Origin of the sequence: Saccharopolyspora oryzae (assembly GCF_027853915.1) — a bacterium.
Classification (GTDB): domain Bacteria; phylum Actinomycetota; class Actinomycetes; order Mycobacteriales; family Pseudonocardiaceae; genus Saccharopolyspora; species Saccharopolyspora oryzae.
Genome location: NZ_JAQGLA010000011.1, coordinates 124,126 through 139,285, shown reverse-complemented (window position 1 = coordinate 139,285; position 15,160 = coordinate 124,126). Strand labels below are relative to the sequence as shown.

Annotated in this window: 17 protein-coding genes and 1 tRNA gene; 12 read left to right on the top strand and 6 right to left on the bottom strand. The window is 69.9% G+C overall.

Features of this window, described 5'->3' with window-relative positions; genetic code table 11:
- Positions 1-57 precede the first annotated feature (57 nt).
- The 7 genes from OU415_RS10590 to phnE all read left to right on the top strand — a co-directional run bounded on the left by OU415_RS10590 (position 58) and on the right by phnE (position 6,697).
- On the top strand, positions 58-351 hold the full coding sequence (locus OU415_RS10590) for a DUF3017 domain-containing protein (RefSeq protein WP_270948460.1): 294 nt from the start codon (positions 58-60) through the stop codon (positions 349-351).
- 303 nt (positions 352-654) lie between these two features.
- Positions 655-1,410 carry a GntR family transcriptional regulator gene (locus OU415_RS10585; protein WP_270948459.1) on the top strand — a complete coding sequence of 252 codons (756 nt, stop codon included), beginning with the start codon at positions 655-657 and terminating at the stop codon, positions 1,408-1,410.
- A gap of 126 nt (positions 1,411-1,536) precedes the next feature.
- Positions 1,537-2,655 (top strand): TIGR03364 family FAD-dependent oxidoreductase, encoded by a 1,119-nt coding sequence (locus OU415_RS10580; RefSeq protein WP_270948458.1) that lies wholly within the window; start codon positions 1,537-1,539, stop codon positions 2,653-2,655.
- Positions 2,652-3,326, top strand: coding sequence for a phosphonatase-like hydrolase (locus tag OU415_RS10575; protein ID WP_270948457.1), 675 nt, complete (start codon positions 2,652-2,654; stop codon positions 3,324-3,326). The genes OU415_RS10580 and OU415_RS10575 overlap by 4 nt, the downstream gene beginning before the upstream one ends.
- Entirely contained in the window at positions 3,323-4,240 is a 918-nt protein-coding gene (gene phnD, locus OU415_RS10570; protein WP_270948456.1) for a phosphate/phosphite/phosphonate ABC transporter substrate-binding protein, read from the top strand. The genes OU415_RS10575 and phnD overlap by 4 nt, the downstream gene beginning before the upstream one ends.
- Positions 4,231-4,998, top strand: a complete 768-nt coding sequence (gene phnC / locus OU415_RS10565; protein WP_270948455.1) for a phosphonate ABC transporter ATP-binding protein — start codon at positions 4,231-4,233, stop codon at positions 4,996-4,998. The genes phnD and phnC overlap by 10 nt, the downstream gene beginning before the upstream one ends.
- 4 nt (positions 4,999-5,002) lie before the next feature.
- Positions 5,003-6,697 (top strand): phosphonate ABC transporter, permease protein PhnE, encoded by a 1,695-nt coding sequence (phnE, locus tag OU415_RS10560; RefSeq protein ID WP_270948454.1) that lies wholly within the window; start codon positions 5,003-5,005, stop codon positions 6,695-6,697.
- A 105-nt stretch (positions 6,698-6,802) separates the two neighbouring features.
- Here the strand turns inward: phnE and OU415_RS10555 are convergent, their stop codons facing one another.
- On the bottom strand, positions 6,803-7,510 hold the full coding sequence (locus tag OU415_RS10555) for a B3/B4 domain-containing protein (protein WP_270948453.1): 708 nt from the start codon (positions 7,508-7,510) through the stop codon (positions 6,803-6,805).
- Positions 7,511-7,685: 175 nt separating this feature from the next.
- On the opposite strand from OU415_RS10555, the gene OU415_RS10550 reads away from it, so the two are divergent.
- Positions 7,686-8,258: a helix-turn-helix domain-containing protein gene (locus OU415_RS10550; protein ID WP_270948452.1), complete on the top strand. Its 573-nt coding sequence runs from the start codon at positions 7,686-7,688 to the stop codon at positions 8,256-8,258.
- A 4-nt stretch (positions 8,259-8,262) separates the two neighbouring features.
- On the opposite strand, the gene OU415_RS10545 is transcribed toward OU415_RS10550, so the two are convergent.
- Both OU415_RS10545 and OU415_RS10540 read right to left on the bottom strand, forming a co-directional pair.
- On the bottom strand, positions 8,263-9,090 hold the full coding sequence (locus tag OU415_RS10545; protein WP_270948451.1) for a DUF4253 domain-containing protein: 828 nt from the start codon (positions 9,088-9,090) through the stop codon (positions 8,263-8,265).
- A 127-nt stretch (positions 9,091-9,217) separates the two neighbouring features.
- Positions 9,218-10,252 (bottom strand): zinc-binding dehydrogenase, encoded by a 1,035-nt coding sequence (locus OU415_RS10540; protein ID WP_270948450.1) that lies wholly within the window; start codon positions 10,250-10,252, stop codon positions 9,218-9,220.
- Between the two features lie 95 nt (positions 10,253-10,347).
- Here OU415_RS10540 and OU415_RS10535 point away from each other — a divergent pair, with 95 nt between their 5' ends.
- Complete coding sequence (locus OU415_RS10535; protein WP_270948449.1) at positions 10,348-11,028, top strand: TetR/AcrR family transcriptional regulator; 681 nt, start codon at positions 10,348-10,350, stop codon at positions 11,026-11,028.
- Positions 11,029-11,090: 62 nt separating this feature from the next.
- On the opposite strand, the gene OU415_RS10530 is transcribed toward OU415_RS10535, so the two are convergent.
- The 3 genes from OU415_RS10530 to OU415_RS10520 all read right to left on the bottom strand — a co-directional run bounded on the left by OU415_RS10530 (position 11,091) and on the right by OU415_RS10520 (position 12,742).
- Positions 11,091-11,291: a DUF1918 domain-containing protein gene (locus OU415_RS10530; RefSeq protein WP_270948448.1), complete on the bottom strand. Its 201-nt coding sequence runs from the start codon at positions 11,289-11,291 to the stop codon at positions 11,091-11,093.
- A 57-nt stretch (positions 11,292-11,348) separates the two neighbouring features.
- Positions 11,349-11,768 carry a hypothetical protein gene (locus tag OU415_RS10525; RefSeq protein ID WP_270948447.1) on the bottom strand — a complete coding sequence of 140 codons (420 nt, stop codon included), beginning with the start codon at positions 11,766-11,768 and terminating at the stop codon, positions 11,349-11,351.
- A gap of 146 nt (positions 11,769-11,914) precedes the next feature.
- The gene (locus tag OU415_RS10520) at positions 11,915-12,742 is read right to left on the bottom strand and encodes a metal-dependent hydrolase (RefSeq protein ID WP_270948446.1); all 828 of its coding nucleotides are present in this window, start codon (positions 12,740-12,742) and stop codon (positions 11,915-11,917) included.
- Between the two features lie 205 nt (positions 12,743-12,947).
- On the opposite strand from OU415_RS10520, the gene OU415_RS10515 reads away from it, so the two are divergent.
- The 3 genes from OU415_RS10515 to OU415_RS10505 all read left to right on the top strand — a co-directional run bounded on the left by OU415_RS10515 (position 12,948) and on the right by OU415_RS10505 (position 14,826).
- Complete coding sequence (locus tag OU415_RS10515; protein ID WP_270948445.1) at positions 12,948-14,168, top strand: NADP-dependent isocitrate dehydrogenase; 1,221 nt, start codon at positions 12,948-12,950, stop codon at positions 14,166-14,168.
- Positions 14,169-14,288: 120 nt separating this feature from the next.
- Positions 14,289-14,678, top strand: coding sequence for an SH3 domain-containing protein (locus tag OU415_RS10510; RefSeq protein WP_270948444.1), 390 nt, complete (start codon positions 14,289-14,291; stop codon positions 14,676-14,678).
- A 73-nt stretch (positions 14,679-14,751) separates the two neighbouring features.
- A tRNA-Val gene (locus OU415_RS10505) sits at positions 14,752-14,826 on the top strand.
- Positions 14,827-15,160 lie beyond the last annotated feature (334 nt).

Below are 15,160 nucleotides of genomic sequence, written 5' to 3'. Positions count from 1 at the left end.
CGGTGGTGGTGGGAGCCACCGTCGCCGCTCACGAAGCCCGGACCCGACAGGAGGAACGTGAGCGAGCAGTTCGGCGGAAAGTCGCGCCTGTCGATGCACGTGCCGTTCGGCCTCGTGCTGCTCATCGCACTGGTCGGATTCCTGCTGGTGGCGATGCAGCACTGGCGCCGCGGCGCGGTCCTGCTCGCCCTGGCGATGCTGGTCGCGGCGGTTCTGCGCGCGGTGATCTCGCCGGACCGGGTGGGCCTGCTGGCGATCCGCAGCCGCGCCGTGGACGTCCTGCTCTACAGCGGTTTCGGCGTCGTGATCCTCGCCGTCGCAATGACGATCAAAGGCGGAGTCTTCGGCTGACCGGTCCCGTCCCCACCCGCAGTTTCAATTGAAACTGTGATCCGCCGTGCCTGGGTTTTACAGTTTCAATTGAAACTGCACACCCGGGCGTGTCGGGACCCCGGCGTGTCGGGACCCCGCCCCCTGGACCCCGACACGCCGACACCTGTGGACAAGTCGTCCTACCTGTGGAGAACTTCCGCAATTTCAATGGAAATTGGACCTCCGATTTCCATTGAATTTGCGTCCCCCGGCGGGGCTGAGGGGAGTGGGCGGGGTTTCGCGGTGGGGATGTCGGGGGATTCGGCGCAGTAGGGTTGGTTCGTGCGCATCGAACACCGGGCGGATCAGCCGGTTCGCGCCGGGATTCCCGAGCACGGCCGGATTCCGCGGTACTACGCGGTGAAGATCGAGCTCCTCGACCTGCTCGAGGAGCTCGGCGAGGGCTCCGCGCTGCCGAGCGAGCGGGAGCTCGCCGAGCGGTTCGAGGTGTCGCGGGTGACGCTGCGGCAGGCGGTCACCGAGCTGATGCTGGAGGGCCGGCTGATGCGGCGGCAGGGGAGCCGGACCGTCGTCGCGCCGCCGAAGCTCGTGCAGCCGCTGGCGCTGGCCAGCTACACCGAGAGCGTTCGCAAGCAGGGTTTGGAGCCCGGCCGGTCGGTCATCGACATCGAATCCCGGCCCGCCGACGCACAACTGGCGGCGGATCTCGGGGTGGAGCCCGGTGACGAGGTCGTGCACCTGGAGCGCGTGCTGCTCGCCGACGGCGAGCGCGTCGGACTGGAGTCCAGCTACCTGCCCAAGCGCCGGTTTCCGGAACTCCTGGGGGAGTTCGACCCGACGGGCTCGCTGTACGCGTTCCTGCAGGAGAAGCTCGGCGTGACCTTCGGCGAAGCCGAGGAGCGCATCGAGACGGTGCTGGCGACGCCGCGCGAAGCGCTGCTGATCGGCACCAACCCGGCGACCCCGATGATCTTGCTGCACCGCCGGTCGTGGACGCCGGAAGGCGAACCGATCGAGCGCGTCCGCTCCCTCTTCCGCGGCGACCGCTTCAGCTTCATCACCCGCCTCCGCGACTGATCACCGCTGGGCGACGCGGAGCAAAAAGTAACAGAACGATAACTGATCTAGTCCTTCGGTGGTTGTTCACCTGGGGTTCGGTCGGGCTCCACTGGCGGTTCGCGGGCGGCGGCGAGCGTGTGCGGCGTGCGAGTTCTGATTGTTGGCGGCGGCGTGCTGGGCAGCATGCACGCGTTGCGGGCCCTCGAGCGGGGCCACGAAGTTGTCCACCTGGAACGGGAAGCCGAGGCGCGTGGTGCTTCGGTCCGGAACTTCGGGCTGATCTGGGTCAGCGGCCGGGAGCCCGGCCACGACCTCGAGGTGGCGATGCGCGCCAGGCGGGACTGGGAGCGGATCGCCGCGGACGTGCCGGACCTCGGTTTCCGGGGCAACGGTTCGCTGACCGTGCTCCGCACGCCCGGTGAGATGGCGGTTGCGGAGGAGTTCGTCGCCCGCCCGGACGCCGCCGAGCGCGGCACGAAGCTCCTCGACGCCGCTGAGGCCCGGGCGCTGAATCCCGCGTTGCGCGGCGAAATGCTCGGCGCGCTCTGGTGCGAGCAGGACGGTGCCGTCGAGTCGCGGACGGCGCAGCCCGCGCTGCGTGCGCACATGGCGAAGACCGGCCGCTACACCTGGTTGCCCGGCCGCGAGGTCCGCGACGTCGGCGAGGGCTGGGTGCGCGACGACACCGGCCAGCGCCACGAAGGCGACCTGGTGGTGCTCTGCACCGGTGCCGCGCTGAGCGGTCTGGTCAAGGAGCTCCGCCCGGAGCTGCCGGTGCGCCGGGTGCGCCTGCAGATGATGCAGACCGAGCCGCTCGACGAGCAGCTGACCACGTCGCTGGCCGACGGCGACAGCATGCGCTACTACCCCGGCTACCAGGGCGAGAAGCTGGACGCCCTCAACGCCGCCGAACCGCAGCCGGCGGTCGCGGCGGACAACGGCATGCAGCTGCTGCTGGTCCAGCGACTGCACGGCGGGCTGACCATCGGCGACACCCACGAGTACGAAGACCCATTCCCCTTCGACGTGCACGAAGACCCCTACGAGCACCTGCGGCAGCGCGCCGAGGAGCTGCTCGGCCGTCCGCTGCCGCGCATCCTGCGCCGCTGGGCCGGGGTTTACGCGCAGACCGCGGACAAGTCGCTGCCCGTGCACCGCGAGCAGGTGCTGCCCGGTGTCTGGCTGGTGACCGGACCCGGCGGCCGCGGCATGACCTGTTCGCCCGCCATCGCCGCCGACACCTGGCAGGAGGTCGAAGCATGATCAAGCTGGCAGTGCTGGACATGGCCGGAACCACGGTCGCCGACGACGGCCTGGTGGAGCGGGCGTTCACCCAGGCCATCGCCGACATCGGCGTCGCAGAGGACCCGGCCATGCTCGACCACGTCCGCCGCACCATGGGCGAATCGAAGATCACCGTCTTCCGGTACCTCTTCGACGGCGACGAATCCCTTGCGCAGCAAGCGAACAAGGCTTTCGAGCGCGCCTACGCCGCACGCGTCGCCGACGGCGAGTGCCGACCGGTCGACGGCGCCGAGGACGCGATCCGGCAGCTCCGCGACAGCGGCGTGAAGGTCGCGCTGACCACCGGGTTCTCCGAGACCACCCAGCGCCAGATCCTGGCCGCGCTGGGCTGGGAGGACCTGACCGACCTCACCCTCACCCCGGCCCAGGCGGGCCGCGGCCGTCCCCACCCGGACATGGTGCTCACCGCCTTGCTGCGACTGGGCATCGACGACGTGCGCGAGGTCGCCACCGCCGGCGACACCGTCTACGACGTCCAGTCCGGGCTCCGCGCCGGGGCGTCCGTCGTGGCCGGCGTCCTCACCGGCGCGCACGAGCGCGACGCGCTCACCGGCGCCGGTGCCACCCACGTCATCGAATCCGTCCGAGACCTCCCCGCCCTCCTGTCCACAAAGGATGATCAGTCGTGAAACGGATCAGCAGAGCCCTCGTCGGTCTGGCCGCCTTGAGCTTGCTCGCGGGATGCGGTCCCAGCGCCGCGCAGCAGAGCGGCGGTGACCGCGACGAGCTGGTGTTCGCCGCCGTCCCGTCGGAGGAATCCGCCAGCCTGCAGCAGGACTTCCAGCCGGTGCTGGACATGCTCGCGAAGGAGACCGGCAAGAAGATCACCTTCCAGAAGGCCACCGACTACGCCGCGATCATCGAGGGCCAGCGCGCCGGCAAGATCGACATCGCGAAGTACGGGCCGTTCTCCTACGTGCTGGCCAAGCAGAAGGGCGTGGCGGCCACCGCCGTCGCCGGCCAGGTCGAGGAGCAGGGCGGCGAGCCCGGCTACACCTCCTACGCCATCACCCGCCCGGATACCGGGATCCGCTCGCTGGCCGACTTCCGCGGCAAGAAGGTCTGCTTCGTCGACCCAACCTCGACCTCGGGCTACCTGTACCCGAAGGCCGGGCTGCTGAAGGAGGGCATCAACCCGGACACCGACGTGCAGGCGATCTTCGCCGGTGGGCACGACGCTTCGGCGATCGCGGTGGCCAAGGGCGACTGCGACGCCGGTTTCGCCTACGACAGCATGGTCGACCGCCAGCTGATCGAGAAGGGCCAGCTCAAGCCCGGGCAGCTCAGCACGGTGTGGAAGTCGGCGACGATCCCCGGCGACCCGGTCGCCCTCTCCGACAGCCTCGACCCCGCGGTCAAGGACAAGCTCACCGCCGCGCTGCGGGACAAGGCCAACAGCGACTACCTGCGCGAGAACGGGTTCTGCAGCGGGGAGTGCAAGATCGGCGACGTCGACGGGTACGGGTTCAAGCCGGTCGAGGACTCCTTCTACGACGGCATCCGCGAAGTCTGCGCGACCACCAGGGACAAGCAATGCCAGTGATCAGCTTCGACCGGGTCGCCAAGTCCTTCGGCGACGTGCGGGCGCTCGACGAGATCTCCCTCGACGTGGAGCCCGGTGAGGTGGCCGTGCTGCTCGGCCTGTCCGGATCGGGCAAGTCGACGCTGCTGCGGCACGTGGACGGGTTGCAGCGCGCCACCTCCGGCACCGTGCGGGTGCTCGGCGAGGACGTCGGTGCGCTGCGCGGATCCGGTCTGCGCGCGCTGCGGCGCCGGGTCGGGTTCGTGTTCCAGCAGTTCCACCTGGTCGGTTCGCTGACCGTGCTGGAGAACGTGTGCACCGGCGCGCTCGGCAGCCTGCGCGGCCCGCGGCTCGGGCTGTTCAGCTACCCCAAGCGCGTGCGGTTCGCCGCGATGGAGCAGCTGGAGCGGGTCGGGCTGGTCGACCAGGCCATGCAGCGGGCGGACACGCTCTCAGGTGGGCAGCAGCAGCGCGTCGCGGTGGCGCGGGCGCTGCTGCAGAAGCCGGAGGTCCTGCTCGCCGACGAGCCGGTCGCCTCGCTCGACCCCGACTCGGCGGCGCAGGTGATGAACCTGATCGCCGAGATCGGCCGGGAGGACGGGCTGACCGTGCTGTGCAGCCTGCACCAGGTGGACCTGGCGCTGAGCTGGGGCCACCGGATCATCGGGCTGCGCTCCGGCCGGGTCGTGCTGGACACCCCGGTGGAGGGCCTGGACCGGGACGCGGCGATGTCGATCTACGCCAAGGTCGGTTCGGCCGACCTCGCAGCGGTGGGGTGACACCTTGACCATCACGGCAGAGCAGCCGCGGCGCACGCTCGCCCGCCCCACGCCGGCGGGATCCGCCGCTGCCGTCGTCGTGCTCGCCCTGCTGGGCGCGGCGATCTGGGCGTTCGTCTCGCTGCGGCTCAACGTCGCGACCTTCGTCGACGGCGCGGCCAACGCGGTCGACTTCGCCGCCCGCACCGTGCCGCTGGACTTCCCGCCGCTCGGCGAACTGCTGGCGCTGTGCGGCCAGACGCTGGCGATCGTGGTCTGCGCGACCCTGCTCGCTTCGCTGATCAGCGCGCCGGTGGCGGTGCTCGCCGCGCGCAACACCTCGCTGGGCGGCACCAGCAGGCTCGGTGCTCGCGTGATCATCGTGGTGGCGCGGGCGATCCCGGACGTCGTGCTGGCCATCGTGTTCTTCCGGATGTTCGGCTTCGGCGGCCTGACCGGTGTGCTGGCGATGGGCCTGCACTCCATCGGCATGATCGGAAAGCTCTACGCCGACGCCATCGAGCAGATCGACGAGGGCCCGCGCACCGCGATCCGCGCGGCGGGCGGAACCCGGTTGCAGCAGCTGGTCGGCGGGGTCCTGCCGCAGGTGATGCCGTCGTTCGTGGCGACTTCGCTGCACCGGCTGGACATCAACCTGCGGGTATCGGTGGTGCTCGGCTTCGTCGGCGTCGGCGGTCTCGGCCAGGCGATCTCCGATGCCCTGCGCACCCTCGACTACCAGCGCGGCATGGCGTTGGCGTCGGTGGTGTTCCTGCTGTGCGTGCTGGTCGAGGTGGTGTCCGGCGCGATCCGCCGCGGCCTCCTCGGCGTGCGGGAGGAACGCCGGAGCCCGCTCCGGCGGCGGGTGCAGGTGCCTGCTCCGCGCGAAGAAGGGGTCGTGAGCGGCAAAACCGGTTCCAACCGGCTTTCGCCCTCACGACCCATCAGTCCACCGTGGACTCCCGCGCGGGTGCGGCGCAGCGGGTACTGGCTGCTGACCGCGCTGGTCGTGGCCGCCTCGATCTGGGGCGCGGACATCTCGTTCGACCAGTTCCAGCGCGCCATCACCGACTTCGGCCCGACGCTGGCGCTGTTCTGGCCGCCGGAAACCGGCGGCGTCCTCGCCGAGCTGCTGGCCGAACTCCTGGTCACCATCCAGATCGCGCTGGCGGCAACCCTGATCGGCGCGGTGCTCGCGCTGCCGGTGGGCGCGCTGGCGGCGAACAACGTGGCCCCGAACCCGGCGGTCGCGAAGTTCTTCCGGGGCGTGGTCCTGGCCGTCCGCGGAGTCCCGGAACTGGTGCTGGCCATCGTGTTCGTGGTGATCACGGGCCTCGGCGGGGTGGCGGGAGCTCTCGCGCTCGGCGTCGGATCCGTCGGTCTGCTCGGCAAGCTCGTGGCCGACTCCCTGGAGGAGGTGGACCGCGGCAAGGAACAGGCGCTGCGCGCGGCCGGTGCGACCCGGCTCCAGGTGTTCTTCGCCGCGACCGTCCCGCAGGCGGCCCCGGCCTTCGTCGGCCACGTCCTCTACCAGCTGGACACCAACCTGCGCTCGGCGACGCTGCTGGGCCTGGTCGGCGCGGGCGGCATCGGCTACTACCTGCTCAACGCCTCGCGAGTGCTCGAATTCGGCGTGGTCACAACGGTTCTCGTCCTGACCTTCGCCGTGGTGATGCTCGTCGAACTCCTGGCCATCTGGCTCCGCCGAGTGGTCCGCTGACCAGGCGCTCGCTGGCATACAGAAGGGTTGGCACCCGCAGTCCAGGCGGGCGCTGAGGTTCCGCCACCGGCGCCGCCACGCAAAGCGAGTGCTTCAGGCAAGCACTCAAACGGTGAGCTGCGGTTGTGCCGGGCTGATGTGGTGCACGGCGGTCAGTTCGGCGTGCGGCGCGAGCAAGCTCCGCAACTCCTCCGCCGCGGCGTCCAGGAGGTGGCCGTCCCGGGGCGCATCGAGGGTCTCCAGGACGAAGACGACGTGCTTGGAGTCCTCGGTGACGCGGGTGCGGTGGGCGTCGCGGTGGTTCCAGTGGCGGGTCAGCACTCCGGTGGTGTCCGCGTAGATGATCTCGCCGGGCTTGGGGTGCTCGACGGTGTCGGGTTCGCCGAGCGGCGTGAACGACTCGGTTCCGTCCGCGTGGCGGATGACGGCATCACCGGTGACGTGGTCCAGGTCGAAGGCGCCTGCCGGGAGTCCGTGGCGGACCGAGACGGCGTTGTAGGAGTCGACGGCCGGGTTGATGCGCGGCAACGTCCCCTTCTTGGCGAGGCGGCGGCCGAGCGCGTCGACGCTGGGCCGGATGCGGCGGGGATTGGTGCCGAAGGACCGGTAGGCGGTGTGCCAGGACTCGATCCGGGGGTCGGTCTCGTCGGCGGGGGACCAGGTGCCGTCGGCGAGCTGGTCCTCCAGCGCGGCCAAGGCGGTGGCGGTGGCGGGCCAGGGCTCGTGGCCGCGCAGGCCATCGGCGGTCACCAAGGCGATCCGGGCGTCGGGGAAGCCGTCCGCGACGGCGGGGTCGAGGCGGAAGACGGGCATGGGCGGGTTTTCCGTTCCTTGCTTGCGAGGTGCATCGCGTACGCGGGCCGCTCGGACCTCGGCCGGAGCACCAGGGCATTCGAACGACCGAACTGTACATCAGACCGACCGACTGGTGTCAATGTGCCGACCGAACGGTGCATTAGAATGACCTGGTTGCGAGGATGGTGATCAGATGGCCGAGACGGCCGCGGCGCTGCGGGCAGTGGCGCACAACGTCCGGGCTGCCCGGATGCGCGCCGGCCTCTCCCTGGACGAGCTCAGTCGGCGGGCCCAGGTCAGCAAGGGTGCTCTGGTGGGGCTGGAGAAGGCCCAGGGGAATCCGAACCTGGCCACCCTGGTCCGGCTGGCGGACACGCTCGGCATCTCGGTGTCCGCCCTGGTGCAGGGATCGCCCGAGGGGCGGGTCCGCGTCGTGGCCGCCGACACCGCGAATCCATTGTGGACGGGGGAGCGGGGCGGCGAGGCCCGGCTCGTGCTGACGACGTCCGGGGCGGCGCCGGTCGAGATCTGGCGCTGGCAGCTGGAACCGGACGAGGAGTACCCCAGCAGCCCCCACCAGGCCGGGGTCGTGGAAACCGTCAGCGTCGTCGAAGGTCGGATGACCCTGGTCGTCGACGGCGTGGAGCACGCCGTCGACGCCGGGCAGACCGCCACGTTCGACGGCGACGTCCCGCACTCCTACCGCGGTGCGGGAACCGGGACCTGCCGGCTGATCATGACCGTCCACCTGCCGCCGGAGGCCTGACCCGTCACTCCCACCAGAAGGACCAGGTGCGGCGGCCGCGGATCTCCTGGGCGTAGGCCGCGATGGTGCCGGTCTCCTGGAGGATCCGGTCCGGGCAGAACGTCCAGTGCTCCGCCGCGACCGCCGCGGCGTGGTCGTCGTCCTGGGGCGGTGCGGCGACGCTGAGGTCGAGGCGGTCCGGTCCCAGGCGCAGGATCCGGGCGCCGAAGCGCTCTTCCCAGCTGCGCGCCATCGCGGACAGACCCGCGGTGCGCGAGACGTGGTTGGACGCGCCGGACCAGCCCAGGGCGGTCAGCACGTCCGCGCCCCGGCGCACCGGGATCAGCGCTAGGCGGATGTCGTCGTCGATGAACTTCGGCAGCTGCTGGGTGGCCAGGATGTCCGGGTCCGCCAGCAGGTTCCCGGCGCGCGCGGGGCCGGGGCAGTGGTAGTCGAACGGCGCCAGGACTTCCAGGTCGTAGGCGGGGCCGAGCTCGTCGTCGGCCTGCACCAGGCCGTCCCAGATCCGGGCCATCACGTCGACGACCCGCCACCGGTCGATGTGCTCCAGCGGTTCCGGCGGCACGACGCCGACGGTGCAGCGCTCGCCGTAGACCTCGTCGCTGTCGCACAGCAGCAACGGCCACAACCCGCTCTGCGGGTGCTCTGCGCGCAACGTGGCGACCAGCTGCGGCGCCGGCGGCTCATCGCTGATCCAGCACAGCGGCGTGGGGTTGCCGGACAAGGCCGATTGCTCGGTGAGGATCTCGCCAGGTGGCAGCGAAACGGACACTCCGGTGCCGAAAACCGCGGACAGATCGCCCGGTGCCCCCGCCTCCTGGTCGTACAACACTTCCTCACCGCCTCCTTGCCAAGCACCCCTCATCGCGACCACCTTAGAGCCTGCCCCGGGCTGCCCATCGCGTGGCGCGACGAGGGAGGGTACGGGGCGTAGCCGTTTCGCGCGAGGGAGTTGTGCTCTATTCGGCGGAAAGTCCGGGGACGAGCACGATGCGCCCGGTCTCCCGGCCGGAGATGTGCAGGTCCAGGGCCTGGGCCGCGGATTCCAGCGGGAACCGCGCGGCGATCAGCGGGCGCAACCGTCCACTCGCGACCATCCCGAACAGTTCGGCCAGGTCGGCGCGGAACCGGGCGTCGGACTTGATGTAGTACAGCCGGGCCCGCCGGTCGCCGGTGCTGCCGATCAGCCGCAGCAGGCGCCACTTGGCGAGCTTGCCGACGACCTTCAGGTAGGGCTTCCACCACGGCCCGGAGTCGTGCAGCGTCCGGGAGCTGCCGTAGCTGACCAGGGTGCCGCCGGGCGCGAGCATCCGCCACGACTCGTCCAGGCTCGTCGGGCCGAGCGGGTCGAAGATCGCGTCCACCCCGCCGGGCGCGAGTTCGGCGATCTCGCTGCGGACGTCGGCGGTGCGGTGGTCGACCAGCTCGATGCCGAGGTCGGCGAGCGCGGCGTGCCTGCTGGCCGACGCCGTCCCGATCACCCGCAGCCCGGCGTTCACCGCGAGCTGCGCGAGCAGGATCCCGACACCGCCACCGACGCCGTGCACCAGGACCGTCTGTCCACTCCGGACGTTTCCAGCCCGCAGCAGCTGCTGGGCGGTGACCCCGTTGAGCACCACCGCGACGGCCTCCGCGGCGTCCAGCTCGTCCGGCACGGCGACCAGGTCCTGGTCGCGGAGCTCGACGTACTCGGCCCACGCGCCGGTCACCGGCAGCGCCGCCACGCGCTGCCCGACCCGCCACGCCGTCACCTCGGGGCCGACCGCCACGACCTCGCCGACCAGGTCGTAACCGGGGACGAACGGGTTCTTCGGCTGCGCGGGGTAGCGCCCGCGCAGCATCTGGACCTCGGCGAAGGCGACTCCGGCGGCTTCGGTGCGTACCAGCACGCGGTGCGGGCCCGGCGCCTGGAGCGCGCTGGAGCGGGTGGCGACGACCTCGGTGCCGCCCAGCTCGGTGAACACGACCTCGACGCCGCTGTCGGGCATCGCCATGACTACCTCCGCTAGAAGTTCAAATGTTAGTTACAAGTTCTAACACAAATATGAGGCTGTTACGGTGGGGCTGTCAAGGGAAGGGGAGAACCGGGATGGACGCAGCGCCGCGCAGCCCGCGCGAGCGGTTCCGGGAGCAGACCCGCAACGAGGCCAAGCGGGTCGCGCTCGAGCAGCTCGCCGAGTCGGGGCCTGCCGGGATATCGGTGAACGCGATCGCCAAGCGGATGGGCATCACCGGACCCGCGCTGTACCGGTACTTCGAGAACCGGGACGCGCTGCTGACCGACCTGGTGGTGGACGCCTACCGCGACCTCGGCGACGCGATCCGCGACGCGGCGCACGAGCACCGGCGGAAAGCCCCGGCGAGCAGGTTCCGCGAGCTGGCCGCGGCGTTCCGAGCGTGGGGCGTGCAGCAGCCGCACCGCTACCTGCTGCTGTTCGGCACCCCGGTCCCCGGGTTCAGCGCGCCGGAGCTCACGCTCGCCCTCGCCGACCGGGCCATCCAGCCGCTGCTGGACGCGCTGGCCGAGCTCGCCCCGGCGGACCTGCCCGCGGCGCGCACCGAGCTGGACCGGCAACTGGTCGAGTGGCGGGCGATGCGCGGTGCGGAAGCCATGCCGCCCGCGGTGGTGCAGCGGGGGTTGCAGGCGTGGACGCGGATGCACGGGCTGGTCAGCCTCGAGGTCGAGGGCCAGTTCACCGCGATGGGCATCGACCCCGAGCCGCTGTTCCGGGCTGAGGTGGCGTCGGTGCTCGACCAGCCCTGGGAGTGAGGGCCCCGCCTGCGGCCGGCCCGGGGTGGGAGGGCCGCGCCGGCCGCGGCGGTAGCTGCGGGTCAGCGCCCCTGGCGGGGCACGTGGGCCTCGATCTCGCAGTCGCCGCCCGGGTACACCAGGCTCTCGTGCCCGTCCTTGAAGCGCACGAAGTACGGTGGCGCCCCGTCCTGGCCGCGAACCTCCAGGATCTCGGCGACCTGATCGGCCTCGTCGACGTGCTTGCTGTGCACGTGCAGTTGGTCACCCACGGCTGCTCTCATGCCCATCACCTCCGCAGGCCCAGACTAAGTGACCGGGGCCACACTTCGCAGCGGAGCTCAGCCGCCCTGTCGGGAGCAGGTCGTCACGACCTGCTGGTACTTCTCCAGCTGGGCGGTCGTCCAGTCGTTGCTGGAGTCCATGCTGATCTCGCCGTCGGCGACCTGCTGGACGGACTGCTGCACGTCGAGCAGGTTCTGCCGCAGCGTCTGGTCGGCGGTCTTGTCGGCGAGCTGGCGGAGCTCGTCGACCTTGGCCTGGGCATCGGCCTTGGCCTTCTCCGGATCCGCGAAGTTGGGCATGAAGCTCGCGGCGTTGAGGGCGTGGAAGCAGGTGTCGAAGCCCTGCTTCGCGTCCTGGAGCTGCTCGCTGGCCCGGTCCAGGCCTTGCGTCGCTTCCTGGGCTTGGCCGCACGCCGCCAAGCCGGTCAGCAGCGGCACTAACAGCGCTGCTGCCACGAACTTCTTCCGAGCTCGCATCGTCCCTCCGGGGCTAGGAGCGGCACCGGGGGGTGGTGCCGCTCTTGTACCCTATCGGGCCTCGGTGACGAGATGGGTGAAATGTCGTTTCCGAGGTGATCCGAGATCGATTCGGAGTTTTTGCACTGCCGTGCCGGATGGATCGGCTACGGGTTGATCCAGGCCATGATCTCGGGTGGCAGGTCGAGCTGGGCGATCCACGGCGCCGCACCGATCCGGTAGAGCACCACCGAGCTCAGCACCACGGCCGCGATGGTCAGGGCGGGGCCGACCAGGGCCATCTCGACCTTGCCGCCGGTGGTCATCCGCATCGCCTTCGGCGGGGCGATCGGGTACCAGGTCTGGCCGGCCAGCGGCACCGGCCACAGCATCGGGCAGCCCTGCTCGGTGATCGCATCGCCGAGGAAGTGCGCGACGCAGCCGAGCATCACCGCGACCCCGAACGCCGCCGGGTTGGTCGGCTGGTCGCCCGCCCACGCCCAGCAGGCGACGGTGAGCAGGAGCGAGGCCCCCGCGATCACCAGCGCGTCCATCCGCGAGGACTTGACGTGCATGAGGCCGCGGACCGCGAGCGCCGCGAAGAAGAACATCAGGATGCCGATCGCGGTGTCGTTGCCGGTCTGCGCGATGGCGGTGGTGATCAGCCCGGCGAGCACCGCGAACACCACGGTGTGCGTGAAAGCGCGGTGCGTGCCCTCGCGCTTGCCGTCGCGCTTGGTGTGGGTGAGGCGGTAGAGGAACCCGCTGATGCCGCTGAACACGGCCGATATGCCGCGCGACACCGCGCCGAAGGTGTTGGCCACCGTCGACTTCGGGTGGTCGATGTCGGGCAGCAGCGCAGCGCCGGAGCACAGCGTGGCCCCCACCACCCAGGTCTTCGGGGATAATTGCCCGAGCGCGTGCGTGTCGGCCAGGGCGGTGACGCCCGCCCACAAGGCCAAACCGCTCATCGCGTGGGTAGGTCCGGTCGACACGAGCCCCCTCCAAGATCGTCCGGTCGAATGATCACCTGTGTCGGGTCGAGCCTAGAAGAAGATCACGACACGAGGTCGACGCGCCGAACAGTGGCGCATCGCGCGTCGGAACGGCTGGTGGTCGATGCAGGGTAGAGGGCACAATCGAACGCGATAGCAGTACGCTCGTACCGCTTGCATTCTCGCGAGAGGAGCACCCCGCCACATGGGTAAGATCAAGGTTCAGGGCACCGTAGCCGAGCTCGACGGCGATGAGATGACCCGGATCATCTGGTCCTTCATCAAGGACAAGCTGGTCCACCCGTACCTGGACATCAACCTCGACTACTACGACCTGGGCATCGAGCACCGGGACGCCACCGACGACCAGGTCACGGTCGACGCCGCGAACGCCATCGCCAAGCACGGCGTCGGCGTCAAGTGCGCCACCATCACCCCGGACGAGGCGCGCGTCGACGAGTTCGGCCTCAAGAAGATGTGGCGGAGCCCGAACGGGACGATCCGCAACATCCTCGGCGGCGTCATCTTCCGCGAGCCGATCGTCATCTCCAACATCCCGCGCTACGTCCCCACCTGGACCAAGCCGATCGTCATCGGCCGTCACGCGCACGGCGACCAGTACAAGGCCAGCGACTTCAAGGTCCCCGGCCCGGGCACCGTCACGATGACCTACACGCCGGAGGACGGCAGCGAGCCGATCGAGTTCGAGGTCGCCAAGTTCGGTGAGGACGGCGGCGTCGCGATGGGCATGTACAACTACCGCAAGTCCATCGAGGAGTTCGCGCGGGCGTCGTTCCGCTACGGCCTCGAGCGCGGCTTCCCGGTCTACATGTCGACCAAGAACACGATCCTGAAGGCCTACGACGGCATGTTCAAGGACGTGTTCCAGGAGATCTTCGACGCCGAGTACAAGGCCGAGTTCGACGCCAAGGGCATCACCTACGAGCACCGCCTGATCGACGACATGGTCGCCAGCGCCCTGAAGTGGGAGGGCGGCTACGTCTGGGCCTGCAAGAACTACGACGGTGACGTCCAGTCCGACACCGTGGCGCAGGGCTTCGGCTCGCTGGGCCTGATGACCTCCGTGCTGATGACCGCCGACGGCAAGGTCGAGGCCGAGGCCGCGCACGGCACGGTCACCCGCCACTACCGCCAGCACCAGCAGGGCAAGCCGACCTCGACGAACCCGATCGCGTCGATCTTCGCCTGGACCCGCGGCCTGCAGCACCGCGGCAAGCTGGACTCGACCCCCGAGGTCATCGGCTTCGCCGAGAAGCTGGAGCAGGTCGTCATCGAGACCGTCGAGAGCGGCAAGATGACCAAGGACCTGGCGCTGCTCGTCGGCGGCGACCAGCAGTTCCAGACCACCGAGGAGTTCCTCGCGACGCTGGACGAGAACCTGCAGAAGAAGATGGCCAACAGCTGATCTTCCTCCGCGAGGTCTGAGGACGCCGCTCCCCACGAGGGGGCGGCGTTCTGCTTTCCCTGGGACGTCACGGGGCGCGCACGAGCACCTGTGGGCGACACCCGAGGTGTTGAACGGGGCGTGCTGACGGGTGCTCCGGGTTCCCGCTGCCGGGCCGCGGCGCCGAAGCTGGGGTTGCCGCGCCCGACCAGGAGGTTCGCCGTGTTCTTCGTGCCCCGTTCACTGCTGCTCATCGGCGCCGGTGCGATCGGCGCGCTCTACTTGACGAGCACCCACGAGGTCGGCAGTGCTCCCGACCCGCCCCAGCACTGCTCGTTCCACGTCGCCGCCGACGTGCTCAACGTCCGCTCCGGGCCCGGGCCGGCGGAGCACCAGGTCGACACCCTCCGGCAGGGCGATCAGGTGAACGCGCTGCCGAACGTCGTGGACGGCTTCCGCGACCTCGGTGACGGGCGGTGGGCCGCCCAGCAGTACCTGCTGCCCGCGCCGGGTAGTGCCTGCGCACCCTGACAACAACGGGGTGGTGTGAAGCCGCGATCGGGCCTCCGCTAAGCTTTGGGGGCACGCGGACGAACACCGCTCCGCGCGATTAGCTCAGTGGGAGAGCGCTACCTTGACACGGTAGAGGTCACTGGTTCAATCCCAGTATCGCGCACCAGACGAAGCCCCGGCTGACCCCAGCCGGGGCTTCTGCCTTTCGGGCTGGGACCGCAGCGTCCCCTGTGGACGATCTTCGGCGGTCGGCCAGTGGCACTGTTCATCGAATTCAAGCCCGGTTCCGTTAGCCGACATCTTCAGCGATCACGCACATTGATGAACATGGCGCGGGATTCTCCCAGTGCGGCTCCTGAATGAAACGGGGAGTGAAAAGAATGGCAAGGAATTCACGTTCACGCGGGAGCGTCTAACTTTCCTCGGTTGCCAATGTCCAAAGAGGACGATCATCTGGAAAGGGTAGCCGCGCCCTCAACATTTCGTCATGTTTCCTGCTG